Source organism: Vitiosangium sp. GDMCC 1.1324, assembly GCF_003044305.1.
Classification (GTDB): Bacteria; Myxococcota; Myxococcia; order Myxococcales; family Myxococcaceae; genus Archangium.
The window spans coordinates 47950-70603 of the sequence record NZ_PZOX01000030.1 but is presented as its reverse complement, the minus strand read 5'-3'; the positions used below and the strand labels follow the sequence as shown (position 1 = coordinate 70603).

The following is a 22654-nucleotide window of genomic DNA, read 5'->3' as shown; positions in this document are numbered from 1 at the left end:
CGCCATGCTCCGACCCCGTGTACATACGAAGGCCCTCCGGCGAGGTGCCGCCATCGTCGAGCTCGCGCTCGTGGTGCCACTGCTCGTCTCCCTCCTGATGTTCAGCGTCTTCCTGAGCGACGTCATCCGCGCGAGGCTCAAACTGCAGGAGGCCAGCCGTTATGCCGCCTGGGAGATGAGCAGCTACACCCTGAGCGACTACGCCACGGCGGACCACGGCAAGGCCTTCGAGGTCGCCAGGCAGGCCTCGGTGAAGGAGGCCGCCGAGCGATACAAGGACCTCGACTCCCTCGAGCCCGAGGGCCGCTTCGGCACCCTGCTGCGCGCCGAGCCCGCGCAGGTGAGCATCCGGAACCAGGCCGTGGCGGGCCTCGACCTGAGCCGCGTCTTTCCCGGTGGCGCAGGAGGCACCCGCCCCGAGGAGGCTGCCGCGGTGGGCAAGCCACTCGACTTCTTCCTGGAGCGCTTCCGCTTCAATACCCAGGGGCAGGTGGAGGTGGAGGTCACCAGCACACTCGCCAGCCACATGCTGCCCCGGCGCTACCTGCAGAAGGAGCAGCACGGCTTCTTCGACGTGGACAATTGGGGCGGCAGGGACCTGAGCCATCTGCCCGTGAAGAGCCGCTACACCCTCATCGCCAACGGCTGGCACCTGCCCGACGGAGGAGATGCCCTGATGAAATCCAAGCGGGCTGGCGTCCACGACGGCGGCTCCCCGCACGGACTCTCCCTGCAGGTGGGCCGGATGAAGTTCCTGGGCGTGGGAAGCTACCTGGACCAGGTGGGACTGGGTCGGCTCGATGCCGTGGCCCGATTCATCTTCCCCGACTTCGCGGGCACCTTCGTGGTGTCCCACAACTACGTGCCCGGAGAGAGCGCTCGCGGCTGCAACAAGACCCGGCATGGCGCGCCCATGGGCCTCAACAACCTGAACACCTACCCCGGCCTGGACGACCCCGCCCAGCGCTGCTTCGACACCGCCCCGTTCCGCGACACCCAGGAGTACGACCACTCCCTCTACCGGAAGATGTTCCGGGCTCGCGGGGGCAACTTCATGGGCTGCAAGCACGCCCAGGCGGACATGCCCAACCTGCCAGACCTCGATCCCCGAGCGTCCCTGGACAAGAACGCGCAGAGGATCCCATGCGAGTAGGTGTCTTCTCCCTCCTGATCCTGCTGTGGGCCGCTCCCGTGCGCGCGGAACAGGAGCTCGCGGTCTACCCCGGCGTCGTGCACACGCGGATCGGCCAGGATCTGCTCATCGGCGGCCAGTACCACCGCATGGCCTACTTCACCACGACGGACTCCCTGGTGAAGGTGGCGAAGTACTTCCATGACTCCTGGACGAAGCAGGGCTACCCGGTCGTCGTGAATGGAGACCTGAAGCAGGAGGCCGTGGTGTCGGCCTTCTCCACGCGCGAGGGGCTCCAGCGAGCCGTGGTGCTCCGCGGCCACCTGGGAAAGACCGTGGGCTTCACCGTGCTCAAGGACCTCTGGCTGTACGAGAAGCCTCCCGATGCGGGCAAGCAGCCCTTCATCCAGGTGGAGGGCGCGCTCTTCAGCGCGGAGGTGGGCGCTCGGGACGAGGCCGGAGGCTCGCTGCACCGCACGCAGGTGGTGGAGCGCGGCATGGATGCGGTGCGCCAGGAGCTCGTCACGCGCTTCACCGCCGGGGGCTACACGCCGGTGCGGGAGTCCGGGGGCCGGCTGGATGGACAGCGCACCCTCGTTCTCGAGCACGCCCGAGGGGCCGAGCAGATACTCATCACGCTGGTGGAGCTGGAACCCACGCGGGTGGCTGTCTCGCAAACATGGGTGGCGACGGATCGGCCCGGCGCCCACCTGGGGCGGGAGAAGAAGCCATGAGCGCGCTCGTCTGTGTCCTGGCCCTTGCGCTGATGGGCGCCGCTCCCTCCGGGCTGTCGCGCGAGGGGCGGATGCTCTTCGAGGCCACTCCCGAGCGGCTGGACGCGCGAGTGGGCGAGTGGGTGACGTACCAGATGGACGGAGGCCCCCAGCAGGGCTTCCTGCGTCTGGCCGTCGTCGCCGAGCAGAAGGACTCCCAGGGCCGGGACGCGGTCTGGGTGGAGCTGGAGCTCGGTCAACACGCGGAGCTGAAAGCCCCGCTGGCGCAGTTCCTCATGTTGGTGGCCCGCGACACGGGGCTGCGCGCGGAAGGAGTCTCCCGACTGCTCGTCACCCAGGGATTCGAAAAGTTGCAGGAGGTAGCTCCGGATGCCCTGCCCTTCTTCCTCGGCTCGCCCGGGAACCCGTCCCGCCCTCCCCTTCCGCCGCCCTCGCCACGGCTGTCCGCGGAGCAGGGTTCCACCGTGAGCCGGGGCAGGCCCGCGCGGCTCATGACGCTCGCGGGCACGGTCACCGCCGAGCCCCTGGAGGTCCGCCACCGGCAGCTCGTCCTCAAGCGCTACTGGGTCAGCCGGGAGGTCCCCATCCTTCGCCTGGCGAAGCTCGAGTTTCCGCCCATACGGTACACCCTCGAGGTCCGTGACTACGGCGTGGACGCCCAGCCTCGAATGGTGCCTCCCGCCCCGGGCGACAAGAAGATGACCCTGGAGCCGGCCAGTCATCTGCCCCCCCACTTCCAACTCCCGCCAGAGTCTGGTACCGCTTCGGGTACGGAGGTGACCCCCCCATGAAGACCCCCGCCCCCCGCCCCCAACTCCGCCGTCGTCGCCGCCGCGGACAGGCAATGGTGGAGTACTCCTTCCTCAACTATGCGCTCGTCGTCGCGCTCATCGTGGCGATGAACGTCAACTTCGGTAGCGGAAAGCAGGAGATGAACGTCATCGACGCCTTCCTGCGCGCGTACCAGATCTATTACGACTCGTTCTATTTTGTGCTGAACCTGCCGTTCCCGTGAAGCCATCCCCTCCGGGCTCGCAGCCCCGCTCCCCGCTCGCGCTCCGGGCCATCCATGGGATCGTCTTCGGAGGCTTCACCGCGATCTGTCTCGCGGCGGACTGGCCGGAGGTGGAGCACCTGATCCGCACCCAGCTCCAGCCCTTTCACTCCGGACCCTCGCCTCGTCTGGAGCTGCTGGTGGCCATGCTCGCGGCGGTGGTGGGCATGGCGGTCGTGCTGGTGCGGTTCATGCGCGGGCACAGCGCACGGCTGCACTGGTCCCTGCTCATCCTCGGCGCCCTGGTGCTCTCCCTGTGGGGCAACCGCGAAGGTGTTGGCGTGGGACGGAGCGCCCACTCGGCCAACCTGAAGATCCTCCAGGTGGCGCAAGAGCTCCACCGCCGGATGGCCGACACGATGCAGGCCCAGGGTGCCGCCCCCGAGGATGTGGGCTCCTGGCAGGCGGCGCTGGAGCAGGTCTCGCAAGGAGCACCGACCCCGGTGCGTACGCGCTCGTTCGAGCCCCTGCCCTTCCTCGTCCGGAAGGTGGATTCGCCAGACGCGCTCCCCGTGGATGCGCCTCCCGGCACGCTCCTGCTTCATGTCCTGGAGGGAGGGGTGGCCTATGAGCTCCATCCCGTCGGCGTGTCGCTCTCGGGCGAGTCCTGGCCCCTGCGAGAGCCGGGGGGAGAGCCCATCGTCTTCCGCGGCGCCTTCAATCCGGACCTCCCGCAGCATCCTGATGAGAACGCGCACGACGCACGGTGACGTGGCAGCGATGCTCCTCGGCCCCGCCTTCCGGTAGGTGTCGCTCTACTGCGTCACGGGGGAACCAGCCTTGGACTCGCTGTCGGCCTCGTCCATGAGGGCCTGCTCGCGCTTCAGACGGCGCTGCGCCACGTTGGCCTCGCTCGAGCCGGGTGCGATTCTCATCACCCGATTGCAGTTCTCGATGGCACTCCGCCGGTTGCCCAGCGCGAAATCCGCATCACACAACCGGGAGAGCACATCCACCAGCTGCGACCCCTGGACCCCAGCAGCCAGCGCCGCGCGCAGCATGGCCGCCTCCTCGTCCCTGTTCCCCGAGCGTCTGGCTTCATCCGCCTGCCGCAACAGCGCCGAGAGAGGGACAGGCGTCCCGGCCGACTTCTCGCGGGGCTTCTGCGCCACATTGGCGGCCTTCTTGGCTTCCACACGCTCCGTCTGCGCGAAGGAGCTGGTTGCGGCCGCGGGAGGCTGGGACTGGGTGACAGGGGGTGGTGGAGGCGGCGCGGCGCTCGGCGCCTGAGCGTGCCCAGGAGCCTGCTGCACCAGGTCATCCGCCGAGTCCTTGCTCGCCATCGGCGCCGAACGTGAGGCTGAGCCAGAGATCTCCTGCCTTGGAGCAGGCGCCCCGTACTGCGCGGCCTGGCTCTCCTCAGCACGAAGCTCTCGTGGCGCGGGTCCCGCCGCCTCCGCCAGGGCTTCCGGCGGAGCGGGCTCGGCACGGCGCGCGGTCGACACGGAGGGCAGGCTCTTGCCAACGGCCATGTCGCTCTCGAGCTTCAACGACCCCTTGGCCCCTCGCCCCTCGTAGGTGATCGACTCCGCATCGCCAGCCGCCACGTCCTTCTTGGGCGGGAATCCGCCACCGCTCCCCGCGTTGGACCAGTCCGCCCTCGAGGGGAGGCGCACCGACTTGGGCGGCGCCAGCTTCGTCGGCTTGGCCTCGGCGCGCTTCAACATGTCGCGGGACTTGGACTTATCGTCGAGCGCGTTTTGATACGTCTCGGCCTCGGCGGTCACCGGGGCGCCCGTGGGCGCGGGCGCCGGGGGCGTTGCCAGCTCGTCCGCCGATACAACCTTGGGGCGAGGAGCCTGTTCCTGCGCGGCCTCCTTCTTGAGAGCGGGGCTGAGGTCCACGTCGCGGTTCACCTGGACGACGACGACCCCGAGGACACTCATGGCCGCCACACCCAGGGCGGGCGCGAGCAGGCGGCGCCACCAGCGAGCAGCCGGAGCGGGACCCGCCGCGGACCGGCGCGCGGACTGCTGCGCGTACGCCAACAGGGACTCCAACCCCGTGTCCGGCGCGGACTCCAGCGGCAACCGGGACATGGTGGTGCGCACGCCCCGGATACCGTCGAGGGTCTCCGAGCATCGCGAGCAGCCTTCGACGTGCTGCTCCACCAGCCGGGCCTCGGCGGGCGGGAGCTCGCCATAGACGAAGTCCAGCAGCCGATCCTCGTGTGCGTGGGCACCCTGGGGCTTCATCCCGCCACCGTCCTTCCGTCCTCGGCCAGGTCGCCGTCGACTCCGAGCTCGGCCAGGCGCCGGCGCAGGCCCTCGAGGGCGTAGCGCATGCGGCTCTTCACCGTGTTCTCGGACACACCCGTCACCTCGGCGATTTCCTTGAAGGGGACGCCGCTGTACTCGCGCAGGACGAACACCTCGCGCTGCTCCTCCGGGAGGCCGGCCAGCGCGCGCTCCAGCAACGGCCGCACGCGGGCGTTGTAGGCGCCGCGCTCGGGGCTGGCACCCTCGTCGGGGAGGGACTCACCCAGGGGCCGGCCCTCGTCGCCCTCGGCGCCCGTCACAGACGCCTCCAGCGAGGTCGCCTGCCGGTAGCTCTCTTTGCGCGCGCTGTCCACGCAGAGGTTCCTCGCAATCGTGTAGAGCCAGGTGGTGAACTTCGCCTTCGCCTCGTACTCCGAGGCGCTCCGCACCACCTTCAGCCACGTCTCCTGAAGCACGTCTTCCGCCCGAGCACGGTGGCCTGTGAAGCGGAGGATGAAGTTGAACACCGGTGTCCGGTGCTTGCGCACCAACACCTCGAACGCACGTGCATCCCCCGCCCGGAAGGCGAGCATCAGCCGTTCGTCTGAGGTCTCCGGTCCCAACACTCCCCCGTTTCAGGGCCCCTCGTGCCTGTCCTCGCCCTTCCCTCCCGCATCTCAACGGGCGAAGGACGAATCGGGTCTACACGTATTTTGGCCCTCTGTAAGTGGCGAGAATGACAGGGAGCGAAGTCCCTGTCATCAGGCCAGCGCGAGCACCGGCAGGGTTTCCGCACGCAGGTGCACGGCGAGCAGCCGAGCGGGCATGTCCGGCGGCGGCACCGGCGGATGGGCGACACCGGCTGTTCAACGCGCCGAGGAGACAGGCGTGGCCGGAACCTCGGTCTCGGTTGGAACGATGAGCCGCGAAGCGCCCTCGCCACCGAGCACCACGGTCTGCGCGGCCACCACGGGCGTCGTCTCCTCGTACCAGGGGCGCGCCGTGTTCAAGTGCACCGACAGCATGGGATGGCTCGACGAGGACACCCACACCCCCAGCCGGTGTCCCTTCGAGAGCACCCAGGAGGCGGGATAGAAGTCGATCTCCACCTCGCGCTCGCTGCCCGGCACGTAGGGCACGAGTGCCGGAGTCTCGACGGTGGGCCAGCGCAGGGTCGCCGCGCCGTCCGTCACGTGGAGCGCGCGCCCTCGGGCGTCCACGTCGACGAGCTTGGCGACGAAGGCGGTGTCCTCCGCGCTCGAGCGCACGCGCAGGCGCAACCGCGCTCGGCCCGCGATGCGCATGTCACCGGAAGCCTCGGGGCCCAGGAAGCGCAGCACGTCCTGACGCGAGCACGGCCAGGTCTGCTCCACGGGCCCGGGCTTGACGCCGTCCCCTCGCAGGAAGGCGAACGCGATTCCTCGCGCGCCGCCCTCGCTCCTCCACGGCTCGCGCGGGTCATAGCGGTAGCTCCGCTCCGCCTCCGTGGCGGCCGGCTCGGCACTCAGCGAGGAGGAGGCACAGGCCCCCGGTGCCGCGGGCGCCTGCCTCGCATCCAGGTAGAGCACCTGCTCTTGCGTGGGAGGAGGCCATGCGGGCAGCTCGCGGAAGCCCGAGTCCCCATGCCCCGCGACGCGAACACGCCCGGTGTCATAGGGCAAGGGCACGCCCTGGAGTGTGTGGCGCAGCCAGGGAATCACCGCTCCCCACTGAGCCAGGTCGTCCGTGACGCCCGAGACCTTCACGGCACCGCTCTGTTGTCCCAGGTGGTTCCACGGGCCCACCACCATGACGCTCTGGTCCCGGGTGGCGAGCGACTCCCAGGTGCGCAGGGTCGCCGGGAGGAAGGGATCGTCGAACCCTCCAATGAGGAGCATCGGAATCCCGAGGTGCCCCGGGCTCTGGCGCAGCGCCTCGGTCTCCGAGCGCTGCCACAACGGCCCTCCAGGACCCAGGGAGGTCAACCACTCGCGGTAGAAGGGAAGCGGGGCACCGAAGCTCGCGACATCGGCCTCGAGGTGGGGCCGATGCGAGAGCATCTTCCGGTACGCGGCCCCTGCATTGCTCGTCGACTCGCGCCCCGGCATGTAGGCCGCCCACGCCGTCAGCAGCTCGTGGGTCATCAGCCCTCGCTCGGAGACCACCTCGCGCAGGTCGGTGCCGAACACGGTGACGACCACCGTCTTCACTTCCACCGGGAGCTGCCCGGCCGTGGCCGCGAGCGCGGTCCCTCCGAGGTACGACATGCCGTAGAGCGCGACGTGGCCGTCGATGAAGGGCTGCTGCACGAGCCAGCGCAGCGTGTCCTCGCCGTCGGCGATCTCGTTCACCAGGGGCCACCACTCACCGCCGCTGTCGAGCCGCCCACGCACGTCCTGGAGGACGCAGCCCATGCCGTAGCGGGCGAACAGGTCACAGTCCAGCTCGAAGAGGAAGCGGATGTCGTAGGGGTTGCGGATGAGCACCACCGGTGCGCGCTCCACGCCCTCGGGCAGCAGGATGCGGGTGGACAGCTCCACCCCATCGCGCATCCGCACCCGCTCGGTGCGCCAGGCACCCGCCCGGTGGGTGAAGGCTGGAAGGTGATGCGAGTCCCGGCGGTCCGCCTGGACTGCATTGCGCACGAGGCCACAGGCGCTGGCCATACAACCCAGGAGGAGCAGAAGACCCCATCGGGTCCACGAGCGGAGGCTTTTCATGTCGAATTTCCCGAGCGAGGTCGCTCGGACAGGAGAGAACCCCGCCAGGACCCTCGAATCAAGGCCCGGCCAGGGCACGCAGTCCGGGCTTCGGAGGGAACGTCGGGCCTACCCGCGCTTCGGCCCTCGGGAAGTGATGAGGAAGACAGGGAGCGCGACCACAGTCACGAGGACCGCCTGCCACACCAGCACCGCCGGCAGGGGCCGCTGGACGTGGACGAACAACGAGCGCCCGAGCGCCATGCCCAGCAGCACTCCGGTGAGAGTGCGAACCGCATTGGAGCCACTGGCGGGACGGAAGCGGCCCACCGCCCAGTCCACGAGCGCTGGCACCGTGAGCCCGAGCACCACCGGCACATCCCAGCTCCACACCAAGGGTGCGCGAGCCTTGAAGAGGCCCACCATCACGGCGAGCAGCACCGGGTACGTCCCCAGACAGCGCGCGCACACCCGGACTCCACCGAGCAGGTACGTGCGGTTGTACTCGTCCTCGTGGTGGTGGCTGAGCCAGAACACCCTACCCTCCCGAGTCCCGGAGCGCGCCAGCCTCTGGCCCGCCCGGAGTGGTCTTGCGCGCGTCGTCCTCAACCAGGAAGCACGCGGCGGTGTGCCCGTTTCCCAACGCATACAGCGGTGGCGTCTCGCGCCGGCACCGCTCCATGGCATGCGGGCAGCGCGGGTGGAAGGGACACCCGGGCGGCGGTGCGAGCGGAGACGGCACGTCCCCTTGAAGAATGATGCGCGTCCGCTTGCGCTCGGGGTCCGGCACCGGCACGGCCGACAGCAGCGCCTGGGTGTACGGATGGCGCGGCCTCCGGTAGAGGTCCGCCGCGTCCGCCAATTCCACGATGCGGCCCAGGTACATCACCGCCACACGGGTGGAGACGTACTCGACGATCTTCAGGTCGTGCGCGATGAAGACGTAGGTGAGTCCCAGCTCGCGCTGCAGGTCCACCAGCAGGTTGACGATCTGCGCCTGAATGGAGACGTCGAGCGCGCTGATGGGCTCGTCGGCGACCACCAGGTCCGGCCGCAGCGCGATGGCCCGGGCGATGCCGATGCGCTGGCGCTGTCCCCCCGAGAACTCGTGCGGATAGCGGTCCAGCGCGTCGCGCGGCAGGCCCATCAGGTCCAGCAACCCAGCCACCTTCGCCTCGCGCTCGGGGCCTCGCTCCAGTCCGTGGATGGCGAAGGGCTCGCCCAGGATGTCGCGCACCGACATGCGCGGGTTGAGCGAGGCGTACGGATCCTGGAAGACGAGCTGCATCCGCCGCCTCAAGGGGCGCAGCTCACGCGGGGAGAGGCCCGTCAGCTCCCGGCCCTCGAAGCGGATGGAGCCAGCCGTGGGCTCCACGAGCCGCAACAGCGTCCGCCCCAGGGTGCTCTTGCCGCAACCGCTCTCGCCCACCAACCCGAGCGTCTCGCCGCGCCGCACGTCGAAGCCCACCCCGTCCACCGCCTTCACGGTGCCCCGCACGCGCCCCAGCAGCCCACCGCGCACCGGAAAGTGCGTCTTCACGTCACGCACCTGCAACAGGGGCTCGGTCATGGCGCGGGCACCGGGTTGTGGCACGCGGCCTCCTGGCCCTCGCGCTTGGGCTCCAGCACCGGCTCCACCCGCGCGCATACCTCCAGGGCTCGCTCGCAACGGTCGCGGAAACGGCAACCGCCGGGCAACCGGCGGAGGCTCGGCACCATGCCCGGAATCGTCTTCAACCGGGGACGCTCCGCCCCGCCCGTCTCCTGGAGCGCCGGAATGGAGCGCAGCAACCCCGCCGTGTACGGGTGCGCCGGCTGACGGAAGAGCGCCTTCACCGGGGCCCGCTCCACCACGCGCCCCGCGTACATCACCACCACCGCGTCACAGCTCTCGGCCACCACGCCCAAGTCATGGGTGATGAGCATCACCGCCATGCGGCGCTCCGCCTGCAACCGCTTGAGCAGCTCCAGGATCTGCGCCTGGATGGTGACGTCCAGCGCGGTGGTGGGCTCGTCCGCGATGAGCAGCTCCGGGCCGCACGCGAGCGCCATGGCGATCATCACCCGCTGGCGCATGCCGCCGGAGAGCTGATGCGGATGGCTGTCCACGCGCTGCTCGGGAGCGGGGATGCCCACCTGCCGCAGCATCTCCACCGCGTGCTCGCGCGCGGCGGCCCGAGACAGACCCTGGTGCAGCCGCACCCCCTCGGCGATCTGCTCGCCCACCGTGTAGACGGGGTTGAGCGAGGTCATCGGCTCCTGGAACACCATCGAGAGGTGGCGCCCGCGCATGCGGCGCATCTTCCCCTCGGGGAGCGCGAGCAGGTCCTCGCCCTGGAAGCGGATCTGCCCGCCTACGACCCGGCCGGGCGGCTCCGGCACCAGCCTCATCACCGAGAGCGCGGTGAGGCTCTTGCCACAGCCGCTCTCCCCCACTACGCCCAGCGTGCCGCCAGGCGCGATGGAGAACGACACGTCGTCCACGGCCAGGACCGGCCCCTCTTCCAGGGAGAGCTGGGTCCTCAGTCCACGGACGTCGAGAAGGGGCTCGGGCATGGGGCTCACGGCCGGGCGAGAACACCCGGCCCGGGGCATCACTTCCGGGACAGCTCCTCCAGGAACTCCTCCTCGCGGATGACGCGCTTGCGGATGAGGAGGCGGATGAGGCTGGCCACCATGCGCGCGGGCTTCACCTTCTCCGTGTGCAGCGTCGCCTCGGCACCGTCCGCCATGCGCTCGATGTCCTCGAGCACCTTCAGGTCCTCGTCGGTGATGTCGGGCAGCTCCGGAGGCGGAGGCGGCAGGGGCGTGCCCTGGGCGGCACCGCCAAAGACGACCACCGGCACGCCCTTCTTGTTGGGCGCGGCGGGGGGCTTCGTCGGAGGCGGGGGCTCACCGTCACCGAGCAGCTCATCGAGGACCTCCTCGCTCTCCTGCGGGGGCGGAGGCGGAGGCTTCGCGGCGGCCTTCGCCCTGGGCGTGGCCCGGGGCGTGATGAGGGTGATGTCGTCGTCCTCCTCCTCGAATGGCGGCGGTGCGGGGGGCGCCGGCGGCTTTGACTTCAAGGCGGACCTCGGGGTGATGAGGGTGATGTCGTCGTCTTCGTCGAGCAGCGGGGGCGTCGGCGACGTCGACAGCTCCCCGTCGAGCAGGGCCGAGAGGGCGGCGGAGGGGGACGCCGGAGTATCCTCCGCACCGAGCCAATGCCCCTCGGGGCTCCCCTGCTCCAGGAGCGACTCGCCGTCGACTTCTTCCAGTGCGAGGAGCCCCAGCGCCCGGCCACTCACGAGGTCGAGCGCGCGGTCGACGTCGTCCTCCGCGGCCACGTGGACATGGACGGGCTTGTTGAGCTGGTAGCTCACCTCGTCCACCACGGTCAGGTCGGAGGGATCATCCACCGCGACGTGAAGCCGCTCGGTGCGCCCCTGCCGCTCGAGCCGGAACAGGACGATGCGGTGCTCGGCCTGGAAGTCGAGCGAGACGAGTGAGCGCACCTCCTCGGGAATCTCCGGGAGCTCGACGAAGGGCAGTTCGAACTGGCGCGCCAGGGCACGGGCCACCTCCGCGGGAGAGGTGAATCCCAGGGTGACGATGACCGAGCCCAGCCGCTGACCGCTGCCATGGACCCGTTGCTGACCCAGCGCCTTGTGGATCTGCTCCTGACTGACGGCGCCGGACTCGATGAGGAGCTCGCCGATCTTCTTGCGCATGAGAACCGGGGGGAGGACGGATTAACGCTTGACCTTCGCCAGGTACTCGTCGCGGGTGAAGACCCCCTTCTCGATGAGCAGCTCCACCATGGCCTTGAGGGCGGCCACCTCCTTGCGCTGCACCTCTTCCACGCTGCGCAGGAGATCCACCGGGCTGCCGCCACCGCGCACCGCTGGCGTCTCACGCGAGGGCGCGGTCGGCATCGGGGCTGGAGTCGGAGCCGGGGCCGGGGTTGCCGCCGGAGCGACCTGGTTCAGGTTCTTGACGACCGTGCGGCCCTGGGCGTCCACCACCTTGAAGTTGGTGTCCGCGTCCGCCAGCTCGCCCTGGTCCTCATAGAAGCGCGCCATGGCCCGCGCGATGGCCGTCCGTCCGGCCACGTTCGGGACGATGCGGCACTTGGTGACGGCGCGCAGCTCGTCCAGCTGCCGCACGTTGAGCGGGTCGGCGATCGCCACCACCAGCGTCTTGCCGTCGTCGCGCAGCTGCAGCGGCAACACCGCGAAGTCCCGCGCCGTCTGCAGCGGGACGCGGTTGAGCACGTGCGGAGGTATCTCCTTCACGGCGTCCAGGTTGACCGCGGGAATGGCGAGCTGCTTGGACAGCGCCCTCACCAGGATGTCCTCGGACACGAGGTTCATCCGGACCAGGATCTCTCCCAGCTTCCCGCCCCATTTCGCCTGCTCCGCGAGCGCCGCCTTGAGCTGGCTCTCCTGGAGCACGTTCGCCTTGATCAGCAGTTCACCAAGCTTGATCTGTGCCATGTCGCAGTCGCGGGGAGTCCGAACGGACCCGCCGGTCCACCCACTCTACCTGAGATTCCAACGATTGCTGAGTTCTTGAACCAGCCTGCTCAAGAACCAGGCGAGGTGGGAGGCAGCGCGACCGGAGGCAGGGCCTGCCCCCCCTCATCCACCTCGACCACGGGGACGCCCTCGGGGGCGGAGAGGTCGAAGAGGGTGAGGTCCGGGGACTCGTTGAGGGTGATGTCGGTGTAACGCAGGCCCAGCGAGGTATCGGACGTGGGGGCCACAAGCTTCACCTCGTGGGGGAAGACGAGCTCCCCGCGCTCCTTGAAGTGGTCGTACTCGAGACCATAGGCCGGAGCACCCCGCACCTCGCTGCGCGTGACCAGGAGATACCTGGGGTGGATGTGGAGCACCTGGGTCACCGAGTCCTTGTGGAGCGTGAGGACGTACAGCCCCTCCCTCGAGTCCAGGGCGAGTGTCATCCGCTCGGCGGGGATGAAGGGCACCTTGCCGAGCATGATGGAGACCAGCTCCTGGCTGGGCAGGGAGATAGGCAGGAAGCGCGACAGGTTCCGGGGGGTCGCCGGCCCCTGGTAGAACTTGTTCTCCTGGGCCTGGAAGAGGCCGAAGCGTTGCCCATCCGTCACCAGCACGGCGATGGGCCGGTTGAAGAAATCGAACATCTCCACGCGCAGCAGGCCGGGCCGGGAGGCAGCCAGGTAGACGGAGACGGTCCCGGAGCCCTGGGGCGACTCCACTCGGAGCTTCCCGTCCCCCTGGAGGGTCGCCACCCGGTCCTGGGCGGCACTCGTCAGCCGGAAGAGCTCCTCGGCCCGCGTAATCTGGCCGTTGGGACCAAAATCAATGCGCTTGGGACAGCCTGAACAGATGATGACCAGGAAGATTGCGGCGGCTGCGCGGTTCATGGCTTAAGTCTCGCGCCAGGGCGCCCTTCCTGGCCACCACTTGCATGAGCCTTTCCGACATCCTCCACTACCTGCGTATCGGCGGCTTCACGCTCGCCTTCCTTCTCCTCGCCTCCGTGGTGGCACTGGGTGTGGCCATCGAGCGGTTGATCGCTCTGTGGGGGGTGAGCGAGCACTCCCGGGCGCTCGGGGACACCGTCCACAAGCACCTGCTGCGGGGGGACGTCGCCGCCGCCCGCACGGCCACCGAGCGCTCGGACGCCGCGGTGGCGGACATCTTCCTGGCCGGCTTCGACCGCTTCGAGCGCACCCGTGGAGCATGTGACGGGGTGGACTCGGCGGTGGAGCGGGAGCGCGCCCAGGTGGGCCTGCGGCTGCGCCGCAACCTGTGGATACTGGCCACCATCGGCTCGCTGACGCCCTTCGTGGGCCTGTTCGGCACGGTGGCCGGCATCATGAAGTCCTTCAAGGACCTGGGCCTGGACGTGTCGGCCGGAGGCACCGGCGGTACCGGCGCGGTGATGACGGGCATCTCCGAGGCCCTGGTGGCCACGGCGGTGGGCATCCTCGTCGCGGTGCAGGCCATGGCCTTCTACAACTACTTCCAGGCGCGGCTGTCCCGCGTGCTCGTGGAGCTACGGCTCCTGGGTGACGAGTTCGTCGAGTTGCTGCGCGAGCGCCCCATCAACCCGCCCTCCACCACCGCCTCCACCGCCACGTCTCCGGCCCCGGTGGAAACGCGTCCCCAGCCGGAAGCCTGAGGTCCACTCACATGGCGATGGGCAAGGTACCGGGGGACGGAGATGGCAGCGGCGAGGACGTCGGCTTCGCCGAGATCAACATCACCCCGCTGACGGACATCTTCCTGGTGCTCCTCATCATCTTCATGGTGACGAGCTCGGTCATCGTGCAGCAGGCCCCCGGAGGCGGCGCCCAGGCGGGTCTCAAGGTGAACCTCCCCAAGGGAGGCACCACGGACGTCACGGCGCGAGCCACGGATCTGTCCGTGGCCATCCTCTCGGACGGACGCTACGTGCTGGGCGGCAACGTGGTGAGCGAGGACGAGCTCAAGCGTGCCTTCACCGAGGCCCAGCAGAAGAACCCGGACACGATCGTCATCGTCCAGGCCGATGAGGGAGTCCCCCACGGCACGGTGGTGCAGGTGATGGAGCTGGCCAAGAGCGTCGGGCTCGGGCAGCTCGCCATCGGCGTGCGCGAGTCCAAGTAGGTCCGGCGCCCGGCCGGGCTTCACGGGGCCCTCTTCCAGCTATGCCCTGAGCTCTTGCGGCGAGCCCCGCGCCGCCGCCAGGTCGGCCAGGAAGGCTTCCGGGTCCTCAAGGGAAACGAACACGCGGCGAGCCTTCACGGGAATGCCCATGACACGCACCCGGTGTGGCTGCCGCAAGGTCACCTCGACGACGTTCTGGAGCGAGCCGATCAGCCCCACGGCCCCAGGGCCGATACGCCAGCCGATGCCACCGAGGAGCGGCCAGTGCGCACGTGACGCGCCGCTGACATCCGCGAGCGGGATTCGAGCCACGAAAGCGCCGAAGCGGAAGGTCACGGAGTCAGGCGCCACTTCGACATAGGAGCGAGAGGGAGTCCCCCCGAACAGAGTCAGCAGCGGGCTCCAGGCCCCGAGTTTCATGGCGTGTCGCATCGTAGGGTCCAGATGGCGGCGTGAGGAGTGGGAGGGAAATCTACGCACCACCCTACCCCTCCTCAATCCGGCTCGAGGAGCAACTTCCACAACAACGCGACGGACGTCGCATGGGGAACGAATCCACACCCGAGCGCTCCCGGCGTCCCGGGTGCGACGCCGCGCAGTGCAGCCCGGCCCAGGTAGATGTCCACCGCCACCTCGTCCACCCGATCCGCGCCAGGGCGTCGCGTTGGGGAGCCCGCGAGCCTCAGGTGAGCGGAAGCTCCAGCGTGGCCACGGCGCCCTTGCCGGGTCCCTCACTCTCCAGGGAGAGGCTCCCGTTCAGGAGTTGCGCCGCCAGCGCGCTCGAGTGCAGACCGAAACCATGGCCATCCTTGCGCGTGGTGAAGCCATGCGAGAACAGCTTCTCGCTCGTTTCCGGCGCGATTCCTATCCCGTCATCCACCACCTGGATGCGTGCCACGTCCCCCTTCGCCACCAGCCTCACCCAGATATTGCGATTCCCCTCGGGTGTCTCATCCAGCGCGTTCTTCGCGTTGCTGATGAGGTTGATGAGGATTTGCAGCACCTTGTGTTTGTCCACCTTCACCCGGGGCACCGCCGACAGCTCGCGCCGGACGCTCACCCCGTGACGTTGCAGCGCCGCCATCTGGATGCGCAACGCGTCGTCGATGAGTTGGGCCAGGTCGCATTCCTCCGTCATCAACGAGGTCTTGGCGTACGTCTGCTGCACCTGGACGATGGCGCGAATGTGCTCGACGTGCCGGCCCATCGCATCCAGATCCTCCGTCAAGCGCGTCTGCTCGCGCAGCAGTTCCTCCGCCAGCGCCGACAGGTAGTTCGGCAGGTGGTTGCCTCGCGGGTCCGTCGTCAGGAAGTCCGCCAATCCCACCCGGTTCTCCAGCAACAGGGCCGAGACCTGCTTCAACCGGCTCACGCGCGATGCCCCCAGGGCCTGGCGCATCATCTCGAGGCTGATGACGGCACTGGTGAGCACATTGCCCACGTTGTGCAACACGTTGGAGGCGATCTCGGCCATGCCCACCTCGCGAGCGGTGTCCACCAACCGGGCCTGGGCCGCCTTGAGCTCGCGCGTGCGCTCCTCCACCCGCTGCTCCAGCGCGTCATTGGCCTGGCGCAGCTCCACCTTGGCGTGCTGGACGTCCGCATACAGCCGCGCGTTCTCGATGGAGATGGCCGCCTGCGAGGCGATGTGCCCCAGGAGCGCCAGCCGCGCCGGGCTGAATGCGTCGGGGGCCAGGTTGTTCTCCAGGTACAGCGCCCCGGAGAACTGCTCCTGCCTCAACAGCGGCAGGCACAACACCGACCGGGCTTCGCTGCGCGACAAGTACGCATCGGACGAGAACGGATGGGGCTTGGAGGCATCGCCGATGAGCATGTGCTCTCGCGTGCGCCGAACATAGGCGAGGAGCATCCACGGAAGCGCGTGGGCCGCCTCCTCGGGGGAAGCGTCGGAGATGGCCGCCACCGAGAGCGAGTCCCCATCCGGCAGCAGCAGGGCACCTCTCTGGGCTCCCGCGTTCTCGATCGCCGCCTGCAGCAGCGTCGTCACCAGCCGCTCCAGCACGATCTCCCCGGAGATGGCCTGCTGGGTCTTGACGACCGTGAGCGCGTCGATCTGCGTCGAGGCCGTACCGCTGGTGGTCAGCGAGTCGTCGGTGGCCTCCGGCTGGGACGCGAGGTGGGGCCACTGGGAATCCAGGTGCTGGACCTTGCCGAGAGCTCCCCACTGGAGGTACGCCGCCCGGGCTTCGCGCGCGAAGGAATGGGCGACAATCGAGGCCTGCCGTGTGCGCCAGAAGTTCGCCGCGAGCTCGCTGGCCAGCCCCACGTACTGGGTGGCGCCGTTCTCCCGAGCCAGGCAGATGGCCTCCTCGTAGGCGCACGTCGCCTCTTCCACCCGCCCCGCGAGGCGGGCCAGCTCTCCAGACACCATCCGTTCGAGCGCGCGGAAGTTCTCGGGGCAGTGCGCGGCCCACTCCGCGAGCTGCTGCTGGTGACCCTGGATGGCCTCGAGCCACTGCCGCTGATCCTCCGCCGTTGCCTCCTCGAAGCACGCGGCCAGGGTCAGGGCGCGATAGAACTGGTATTCCCTGGTGAAGATCATGCCGCACACGGACCAGAGCAGCCCGGCCGCCTTGTCCGCTGCGTCCCGAGCCTCCGCGTAGGCGCCGCTCATGAAGCATGATTGGAGCTTGATGAGCCAGTAGATGCCCCGCATGGAGACCGCGCTCCCGGACATCAGCCTGGCCTCGAAGGCCCGCACATCGAAGTCGTCCCTGCCCAGGGTGCCGAAAGAGCGCGAGAGCCCGCGCATCTGCTGAACGTAGGCCTGGTAGATGACGAGCGCGTCCATCGCCTCCTGGCTCCCGGCCTTGCGCACGAACTCGCAGCGAGTGACCAGATCCTGGTGGATGTCCTCCAGGTTGTGCCCCATGGCGAGGCGGGTCTGGATGATCGCGTGGCAGATGAAACTGGCGGTCACGAGCTCCCCTGACTGGAGCCCGTGTTGAAAGGCGCTGTGGGCAATTTCCAGCACGGCGGAGAAGGGGCGGGTCCAATAGCAGACGAACTGAAGACTGAAGAGCGCCCGCGGCCGGCGGTCGGTCAGGTTGTACCGCTCGACGAGCCCACAGGAGAGCAGGCCCAGGGCCTCGCCTTCCCGGTAGCGTTTGAAGAGAGCGCCGCTCAGCAACCCGAACCAGCCAATTCCTCCCACCGCGGCATCCGTGAACCCGTAACGGAGGGTGAGCGAGACCGTCAGGCTCAGGTCGATGATGAACAGGTGGAGGTCGGTGAAGTAGGCCGACGTGAAGAGCCCGGAGAGGAGGCTCATCACCAGCTTCATGTCCGGGTCGGTCATGGGAGGCAAATCGATGAGGCTCTCGATGGAGCGATCCCCCAGCAGCGCCCATACCTCGTCATGGGCAGCCACCGCCTCCTCCCAGGTGGGGTGCTGGGAGATCGGCATGCCCAGCACGGAGAGACCCTCCAGAATGCACGTGACGGCCCTCTGGATGTCACCCGTGAAGACAGCGAGCTCATTCTTCAGGCAGTAGGCGGCCGTGGTGTCCGCACGGTTCCGCGCCCGGGAGAGAAGCTCCTCCGTCAGTGGGCGCACCTCGGAGACGTGACCGCTCAGGAGCTCGCATTTCGCCCGCGCGAGCCGCACCTTGAAGGTCAGCGCGTAGTCCGTCTCCCAGGGGTCTCCAGGAATGAGCTCGAAGGCCGTCGTGAGGTAGGTGATGGCGGGCAGGAGCGCTACCGCGGCCCTGGCCTTCACACCCGCCTCGGCGTTCAGCCGCGCGAGCTGGTGGCGCTCCGCGGGGTCATCGATCAGCTCCGCTCCAGCGTTGAACTGGCTCACCACGTCGAAGAGCGTCTCGCGCACTTCCTCCTGCGACAGGCTCTCGAGCAGCAACCGGCCGATGCGCAGGTGGACGGCCTTGCGCTCCTGCTCGGAGATGAGGGAGTGGGCCGCCTGTTGGATGCGATCATGGAGGAAGCGGTACTGCTCCGGGCCCGCGTGCACCAGCAGGCCTTCCTGGAGCGCGGGCTCGAGCCCCTGTTCCACCTGCCGCAGCTCCTCCAGGCCGGCGAGAATGCCCAACATCCGGAGCGAGAAGACATTGCCCACGCACGCCGCCAGTTGCAGCAGGTGCTGCGTGCCAGTGGGGAACTGGCGCAGCTTGCCCACCATGAAGTCGACGATGTTCTCCGAATAGCCCCGAGCCCGTACCCCTTCGGCATCCCACCGCCACCCGCCCCCGGGCACACGCACCAGCAGCCCATCCTGGTGGAGCGTCACCATCAACTGCAGCAGGAAGAAGGGGTTGCCACCCGTCTTCTCGTGCAGCAGCGCCGCGAGGGGAGCCACCACCTCCGCACCCGCTCCCGGCAGCGCGTCCCCCACCAGTTGCGCCACCAGCTCCGCGCACAGGGGCTCCAACCGGAGGTCCGTCATCCGCGCCCCCGCCTTGCGCACCACCTCCAACATCGGCACCAGCGGGTGCGTGGGGAGCACCTCGTTGTCCCGGTAGGCACCGAGCCACAACACCACGGGGGTCTCCGGTTGCGACAACAGTTGCTCGAGCAGCCGCAGGCTGGACAGGTCCGCCCACTGCAGGTCATCCAGGAACACCACCATCGGGTGCTCCTGCGTGGCGAAGACCGCGAGGAACCGGCGGACCACCCGGAGGATGCGGTGCTGCGCCTCGCTGGGGGACAACTCCTGGAGCGCGGGCTGCGGGCCCACCAGGACTTCCAGCTGCGGCACCAGATCCACGAGCAGCTGGCCCTCGCCCGCCCAGGCTTGATTCACCCGCTCGCGCCAGCTCGCGATTTCCTCGTCGCTCCCCGCCAGCACCTGCTGCACCAGCCCGCGGATGGCCTGGGCCAACGTCGCGTACGGAATGTCCCGCTGGAACTGGTCGAACTTGCCCTTCAGGAAGAAGCCACGCCGCTGCACCACTGGCTTGTGCAGCTCATGCACCACCGAGGACTTGCCGATTCCCGAGTACCCACTGACCAGGAACAGCTCCGGCCTCCCTGTCCGCGCCACCCGCTCGAAGCCCTCGAGCAGGGTGGACACCTGCGCTTCGCGCCCGTAGAGCCGTTGCGGCAGTTGGAACCGTTGGGGCGTGTCCTGCGTTCCCAGCGCGAACACCTCTTGAGCACTGTGACTCAGTGCCGCGTGGCACCGCTCGATGTCCGCCTTCAGTCCCTCGGCGCTCTGGTAGCGCTCCTCGGCCACCTTCGCCAACAGCTTGAGCACGATGGCCGACAAGGCCGGCGGCACCTGAGGGTTCAGCTCGTGCGGGGGCGTCGGCTTCTGCGCCATGTGCGCGTGGAACCACTCGAGCGCATCCCGTCCATGGAACGGCCGCCGTCCTGTCAGCAGCTCGTAGAAGGTGACGCCCAACGAGTAGAAGTCCGTGCGGTAATCCACCGCGCGGTTCATCCGTCCCGTCTGCTCCGGCGACATGTACGCCAGCGTGCCTTCGATCAGGTGCGTCGGTGCCGCATCCAGGTGCTCCACCTTCTGCAGCGTGGCCACGCCGAAGTCGATGAGCCGTGCCTCACCCGAGGGCTCCAGGATGATGTTCGAGGGCTTGATGTCCTTGTGGATGACGTTGCGGCAGTGGACCTCCGCCAGGGTGGAGGCCAACGAGATGGCCAGGCGCAAGAACCGGGAGACCTCGAGCGGCTGGCCCGTGGACTCGGAAAGGGGCTCGCCCTGCACCCGCTCCAGCAACAGCACGGGCCGTTCGTGGAGCCGTTCGCAGGCATAGGGCCTGGCCACCCCGCGCACGCCCTGCAGCCGCTGCAGGAGCGCGAACTCCCGCCGGTACCTCTCGCTCTCACCGGGGCCGGGCGAGGGTGTCATGGGCGTCTTGAGGATGACGGGAAGGCCATCGGCCTCGCGCACCGCCTGGAACAGAACGTTCGAGCCCGTTGCCCGAATGGTTCCGAGGACCCTGTACCCCGGGAGGTTCAACATGGATGAGTGCCCTTGTGGGCGAGAACCGGTCCCCATGACGGTGTCTCGCCAGCACTCCGGATCGTACGCGGCCGGATGTGACCCGAGGCCGAGCGGGACAAAGCCCTCACGACGTCCCCCCGGGGGCCGTCCAAGGGACCTTCCCATCGGAATGCCGCCAGGGCTCCCGGGGCCCGTGGTACGGCATGGGCACCGCTACAGGAACGACCTGGCCGCTGAGCACGTCTTCGCCCGCTCGGCCTCCGTGGGCCGGTGCGGCGCTACGACGTGCGCGGATTCGAACTCGGGGAACCCGGCACCCATCCCCCGACCCTGTCCCTGAGGGAAAGGGCCGGGGGTCCTGCTTCGACTGCCGACGGCTAGATGGTGCCGAACGCCAGGTTGGAGATCTCCACCGGCGAGGAGTCCTCGGTGGCCATCATCTTCGCGGCCTGCTCCACGTTGGGCAGCACGTTGCGCGCATACCACAGCGCGCTCCAGCGCTTGCCCTCGTAGAAGGCCTTCTCGTCGCCCGAGGCCTTCTCACCCACGCGCTCGGCGATGACGGCCGCGTCCAGCAGCAGCCAGCCCACCGCCAGCTCGGACATCATGTTCAGGAAGCGGTTGGCCGACAGCGGGATGAGGCCCATCTTCGCCGGCTCCTGCGACCAGCCCAGGACGGCCATGGCGCTCGCCATCACGCCCTCCTGCGCCGCGGCGAGCTGGCGCACCGCCTCGCCGTACACCTTGTTCTCGCGGTTGGCCTCGATGAACGCGCCCACGTCCGCCATGAACTGCTGGAAGTTCGCGCCGCCCGCCTGGCCCATCTTGCGGCCCACCAGGTCCATGGCCTGGATGTGGTTGGTGCCCTCGTAGATGGAGAAGATCTTCGAATCGCGCGTGTACTGCTCCACCGGGTAGTCCTGGCAGTAGCCGGCGCCGCCGTACACCTGGATGGCCTGCGCGCACAGACGGAACGACTGGTCAGATCCGTACGCCTTCACCAGCGGGGTGAGCAGCTCCACCTGCCCGCGGTGGTAGGCGGCCTTGTCGTCGTCCTTGCCCGCCAGCTGCTGCGCCTTGTCCGTGTGCATGGCCAGCTTGACGATGAGCGAGCGGATTCCCTCCACGTGCGACTTGATCTCCAGCAGCATGCGGCGCACGTCCGGGTGCTCGATGATGGGCACGCGCGGCGCCGTCGGATCCTTCCACTTGCTCACGTGCGAGCCCTGCTTGCGGTCCTTCGCGTACTCGAGCGCGTTGAAGTAGGCCGTGCTCGCCAGCGCCAGGCCCTGGATGCCCACCGCGATGCGCGCCCCGTTCATCATCTTGAACATCTGGCTCATGCCGACGTTCTCGATGCCGCCCACCAGCTCGCCCACGCAGCCGTCGTTCTCGCCGAAGTTCAGCACGCACGTGGCCGACGCCCGGATGCCCATCTTGTGCTCGATGGAGCCCACCGACACGTCGTTGCCGCCCGTCAGGCTGCCGTCCGCAGTCACGCGGATCCTCGGCACGATGAAGAGCGACAGGCCCTTGGTGCCCGGCGCCGCGCCCTCAATGCGCGCCAGCACCAGGTGGACGACGTTGTCCGCCAGGTCGTGGTCACCGCCGGAGATGAAGATCTTCGTGCCGCGGATGCTGTAGGTGCCGTCCGCGTTCTTACGCGCGCTCGACTTGGCCGCGCCTACGTCCGAGCCCGCGTGCGGCTCGGTGAGGCACATGGTGCCGCCCCAGGTGCCATTCAGCATGCGCTCCACGTAGAGCTTCTTCTGCTCCGGCGTGCCGCACTCGGCGATCAGCTCCGCCGCGCCGAAGGCCAGCCCCGGGTACATGTTGAAGGCCGTGTTGGCGCCCGAGAGGATCTCCTCGAGGAGCACGTACAGCATCATGGGAGCACCCTGCCCGCCATGCTCCGGGCTCACGCCCACCGTCTTGAAGCCCTGCTCGTAGAGCTTCTTCCAGGCGTCCTTGAAGCCCTTCGGGGTGATGACCCGCCCGTTCTCCACCCGACAGCCCTCGCGATCACCCGAGGAGTTGAGGGGCCCGAGAACTTCCTTGGCGAAGCGGTAGGTCTCCTGGAGGACCGCCTTGGCCTCGTCCGGCCCCCAGGCGTCATAGGGAGCCTGTCCGGCGACCTGGCCGAAGCCGAACTGCTCGAACAGCGTGAAGAAGATTTCTCGAAGGTCGGTCTTGTAGGTGTTGATGCCGGCGGACATAGCCCCTCCGTGTTGGGGGCTCACGGCCGCAAAATCGACGGTCCGCGGCCCCTCTCATGGGACACGGAAAGGTTACGTCGATTGATTCTG

General features: G+C 68.7%; 20 protein-coding genes. 7 read left to right on the top strand and 13 right to left on the bottom strand.

The genetic code is table 11. The annotated features are described in order from the left end of the window. Positions 1 to 4 precede the first annotated feature (4 nt). The 5 genes from DAT35_RS51095 to DAT35_RS51075 are packed head-to-tail and all read left to right on the top strand — an operon-like array spanning position 5 to position 3630. Positions 5 to 1153: a TadE/TadG family type IV pilus assembly protein gene (locus DAT35_RS51095; protein ID WP_108076772.1), complete on the top strand. Its 1149-nt coding sequence runs from the start codon at positions 5 to 7 to the stop codon at positions 1151 to 1153. Next, complete coding sequence (locus DAT35_RS51090; RefSeq protein WP_233262198.1) at positions 1144 to 1866, top strand: hypothetical protein; 723 nt, start codon at positions 1144 to 1146, stop codon at positions 1864 to 1866. Before DAT35_RS51095 ends, DAT35_RS51090 begins: the two co-directional genes overlap by 10 nt. Further along, positions 1863 to 2657: a hypothetical protein gene (locus DAT35_RS51085; RefSeq protein WP_108076771.1), complete on the top strand. Its 795-nt coding sequence runs from the start codon at positions 1863 to 1865 to the stop codon at positions 2655 to 2657. Before DAT35_RS51090 ends, DAT35_RS51085 begins: the two co-directional genes overlap by 4 nt. Further along, positions 2654 to 2881, top strand: coding sequence for a hypothetical protein (locus DAT35_RS51080; protein WP_108076770.1), 228 nt, complete (start codon positions 2654 to 2656; stop codon positions 2879 to 2881). Before DAT35_RS51085 ends, DAT35_RS51080 begins: the two co-directional genes overlap by 4 nt. Continuing rightward, entirely contained in the window at positions 2878 to 3630 is a 753-nt protein-coding gene (locus DAT35_RS51075) for a hypothetical protein (RefSeq protein WP_108076769.1), read from the top strand. The genes DAT35_RS51080 and DAT35_RS51075 overlap by 4 nt, the downstream gene beginning before the upstream one ends. 45 nt (positions 3631 to 3675) lie before the next feature. On the opposite strand, the gene DAT35_RS51070 is transcribed toward DAT35_RS51075, so the two are convergent. The 9 genes from DAT35_RS51070 to DAT35_RS51030 all read right to left on the bottom strand — a co-directional run bounded on the left by DAT35_RS51070 (position 3676) and on the right by DAT35_RS51030 (position 13182). Continuing rightward, positions 3676 to 5115 carry an anti-sigma factor gene (locus DAT35_RS51070; RefSeq protein ID WP_108076768.1) on the bottom strand — a complete coding sequence of 480 codons (1440 nt, stop codon included), beginning with the start codon at positions 5113 to 5115 and terminating at the stop codon, positions 3676 to 3678. Beyond that, a complete protein-coding gene (locus DAT35_RS51065; protein ID WP_108076767.1) occupies positions 5112 to 5744 on the bottom strand; it encodes an RNA polymerase sigma factor in 633 nt (210 codons plus the stop codon). The genes DAT35_RS51070 and DAT35_RS51065 overlap by 4 nt, the downstream gene beginning before the upstream one ends. Positions 5745 to 5984: 240 nt before the next feature. After that, the gene (locus DAT35_RS51060; protein ID WP_108076766.1) at positions 5985 to 7817 is read right to left on the bottom strand and encodes a CocE/NonD family hydrolase; all 1833 of its coding nucleotides are present in this window, start codon (positions 7815 to 7817) and stop codon (positions 5985 to 5987) included. Positions 7818 to 7925: 108 nt separating this feature from the next. Further along, positions 7926 to 8333, bottom strand: coding sequence for a DUF2085 domain-containing protein (locus DAT35_RS51055; RefSeq protein WP_108076765.1), 408 nt, complete (start codon positions 8331 to 8333; stop codon positions 7926 to 7928). Between the two features lies 1 nt (position 8334). Next, positions 8335 to 9366, bottom strand: a complete 1032-nt coding sequence (locus DAT35_RS51050) for an ABC transporter ATP-binding protein (protein ID WP_108076764.1) — start codon at positions 9364 to 9366, stop codon at positions 8335 to 8337. Then, positions 9363 to 10352, bottom strand: coding sequence for an ABC transporter ATP-binding protein (locus DAT35_RS51045; RefSeq protein WP_199243253.1), 990 nt, complete (start codon positions 10350 to 10352; stop codon positions 9363 to 9365). The genes DAT35_RS51050 and DAT35_RS51045 overlap by 4 nt, the downstream gene beginning before the upstream one ends. 38 nt (positions 10353 to 10390) lie before the next feature. Further along, complete coding sequence (locus DAT35_RS51040; RefSeq protein WP_108076762.1) at positions 10391 to 11506, bottom strand: general secretion pathway protein GspE; 1116 nt, start codon at positions 11504 to 11506, stop codon at positions 10391 to 10393. Between the two features lie 21 nt (positions 11507 to 11527). Then, positions 11528 to 12271, bottom strand: a complete 744-nt coding sequence (locus DAT35_RS51035) for a general secretion pathway protein GspE (protein WP_108076761.1) — start codon at positions 12269 to 12271, stop codon at positions 11528 to 11530. Between the two features lie 89 nt (positions 12272 to 12360). Beyond that, entirely contained in the window at positions 12361 to 13182 is an 822-nt protein-coding gene (locus tag DAT35_RS51030) for a DUF4292 domain-containing protein (protein WP_108076760.1), read from the bottom strand. A 44-nt stretch (positions 13183 to 13226) separates the two neighbouring features. Between DAT35_RS51030 and DAT35_RS51025 the strand changes: the two genes are divergently transcribed. Both DAT35_RS51025 and DAT35_RS51020 read left to right on the top strand, forming a co-directional pair. Then, positions 13227 to 13943 carry a MotA/TolQ/ExbB proton channel family protein gene (locus DAT35_RS51025; RefSeq protein ID WP_233262196.1) on the top strand — a complete coding sequence of 239 codons (717 nt, stop codon included), beginning with the start codon at positions 13227 to 13229 and terminating at the stop codon, positions 13941 to 13943. Positions 13944 to 13954: 11 nt separating this feature from the next. Then, positions 13955 to 14410 carry a biopolymer transporter ExbD gene (locus DAT35_RS51020; RefSeq protein ID WP_108076759.1) on the top strand — a complete coding sequence of 152 codons (456 nt, stop codon included), beginning with the start codon at positions 13955 to 13957 and terminating at the stop codon, positions 14408 to 14410. Positions 14411 to 14449: 39 nt separating this feature from the next. On the opposite strand, the gene DAT35_RS51015 is transcribed toward DAT35_RS51020, so the two are convergent. From DAT35_RS51015 to DAT35_RS51005, 4 genes are all read right to left on the bottom strand, one after another. After that, complete coding sequence (locus DAT35_RS51015; RefSeq protein WP_108076758.1) at positions 14450 to 14830, bottom strand: hypothetical protein; 381 nt, start codon at positions 14828 to 14830, stop codon at positions 14450 to 14452. Between the two features lie 74 nt (positions 14831 to 14904). Further along, positions 14905 to 15051 (bottom strand): hypothetical protein, encoded by a 147-nt coding sequence (locus tag DAT35_RS59555; RefSeq protein WP_158502224.1) that lies wholly within the window; start codon positions 15049 to 15051, stop codon positions 14905 to 14907. Between the two features lie 41 nt (positions 15052 to 15092). Beyond that, positions 15093 to 20366 carry an AAA family ATPase gene (locus tag DAT35_RS51010; RefSeq protein WP_108076757.1) on the bottom strand — a complete coding sequence of 1758 codons (5274 nt, stop codon included), beginning with the start codon at positions 20364 to 20366 and terminating at the stop codon, positions 15093 to 15095. 359 nt (positions 20367 to 20725) lie between these two features. Beyond that, positions 20726 to 22564, bottom strand: a complete 1839-nt coding sequence (locus tag DAT35_RS51005) for an acyl-CoA dehydrogenase (protein WP_108076756.1) — start codon at positions 22562 to 22564, stop codon at positions 20726 to 20728. Positions 22565 to 22654: the final 90 nt, after the last annotated feature.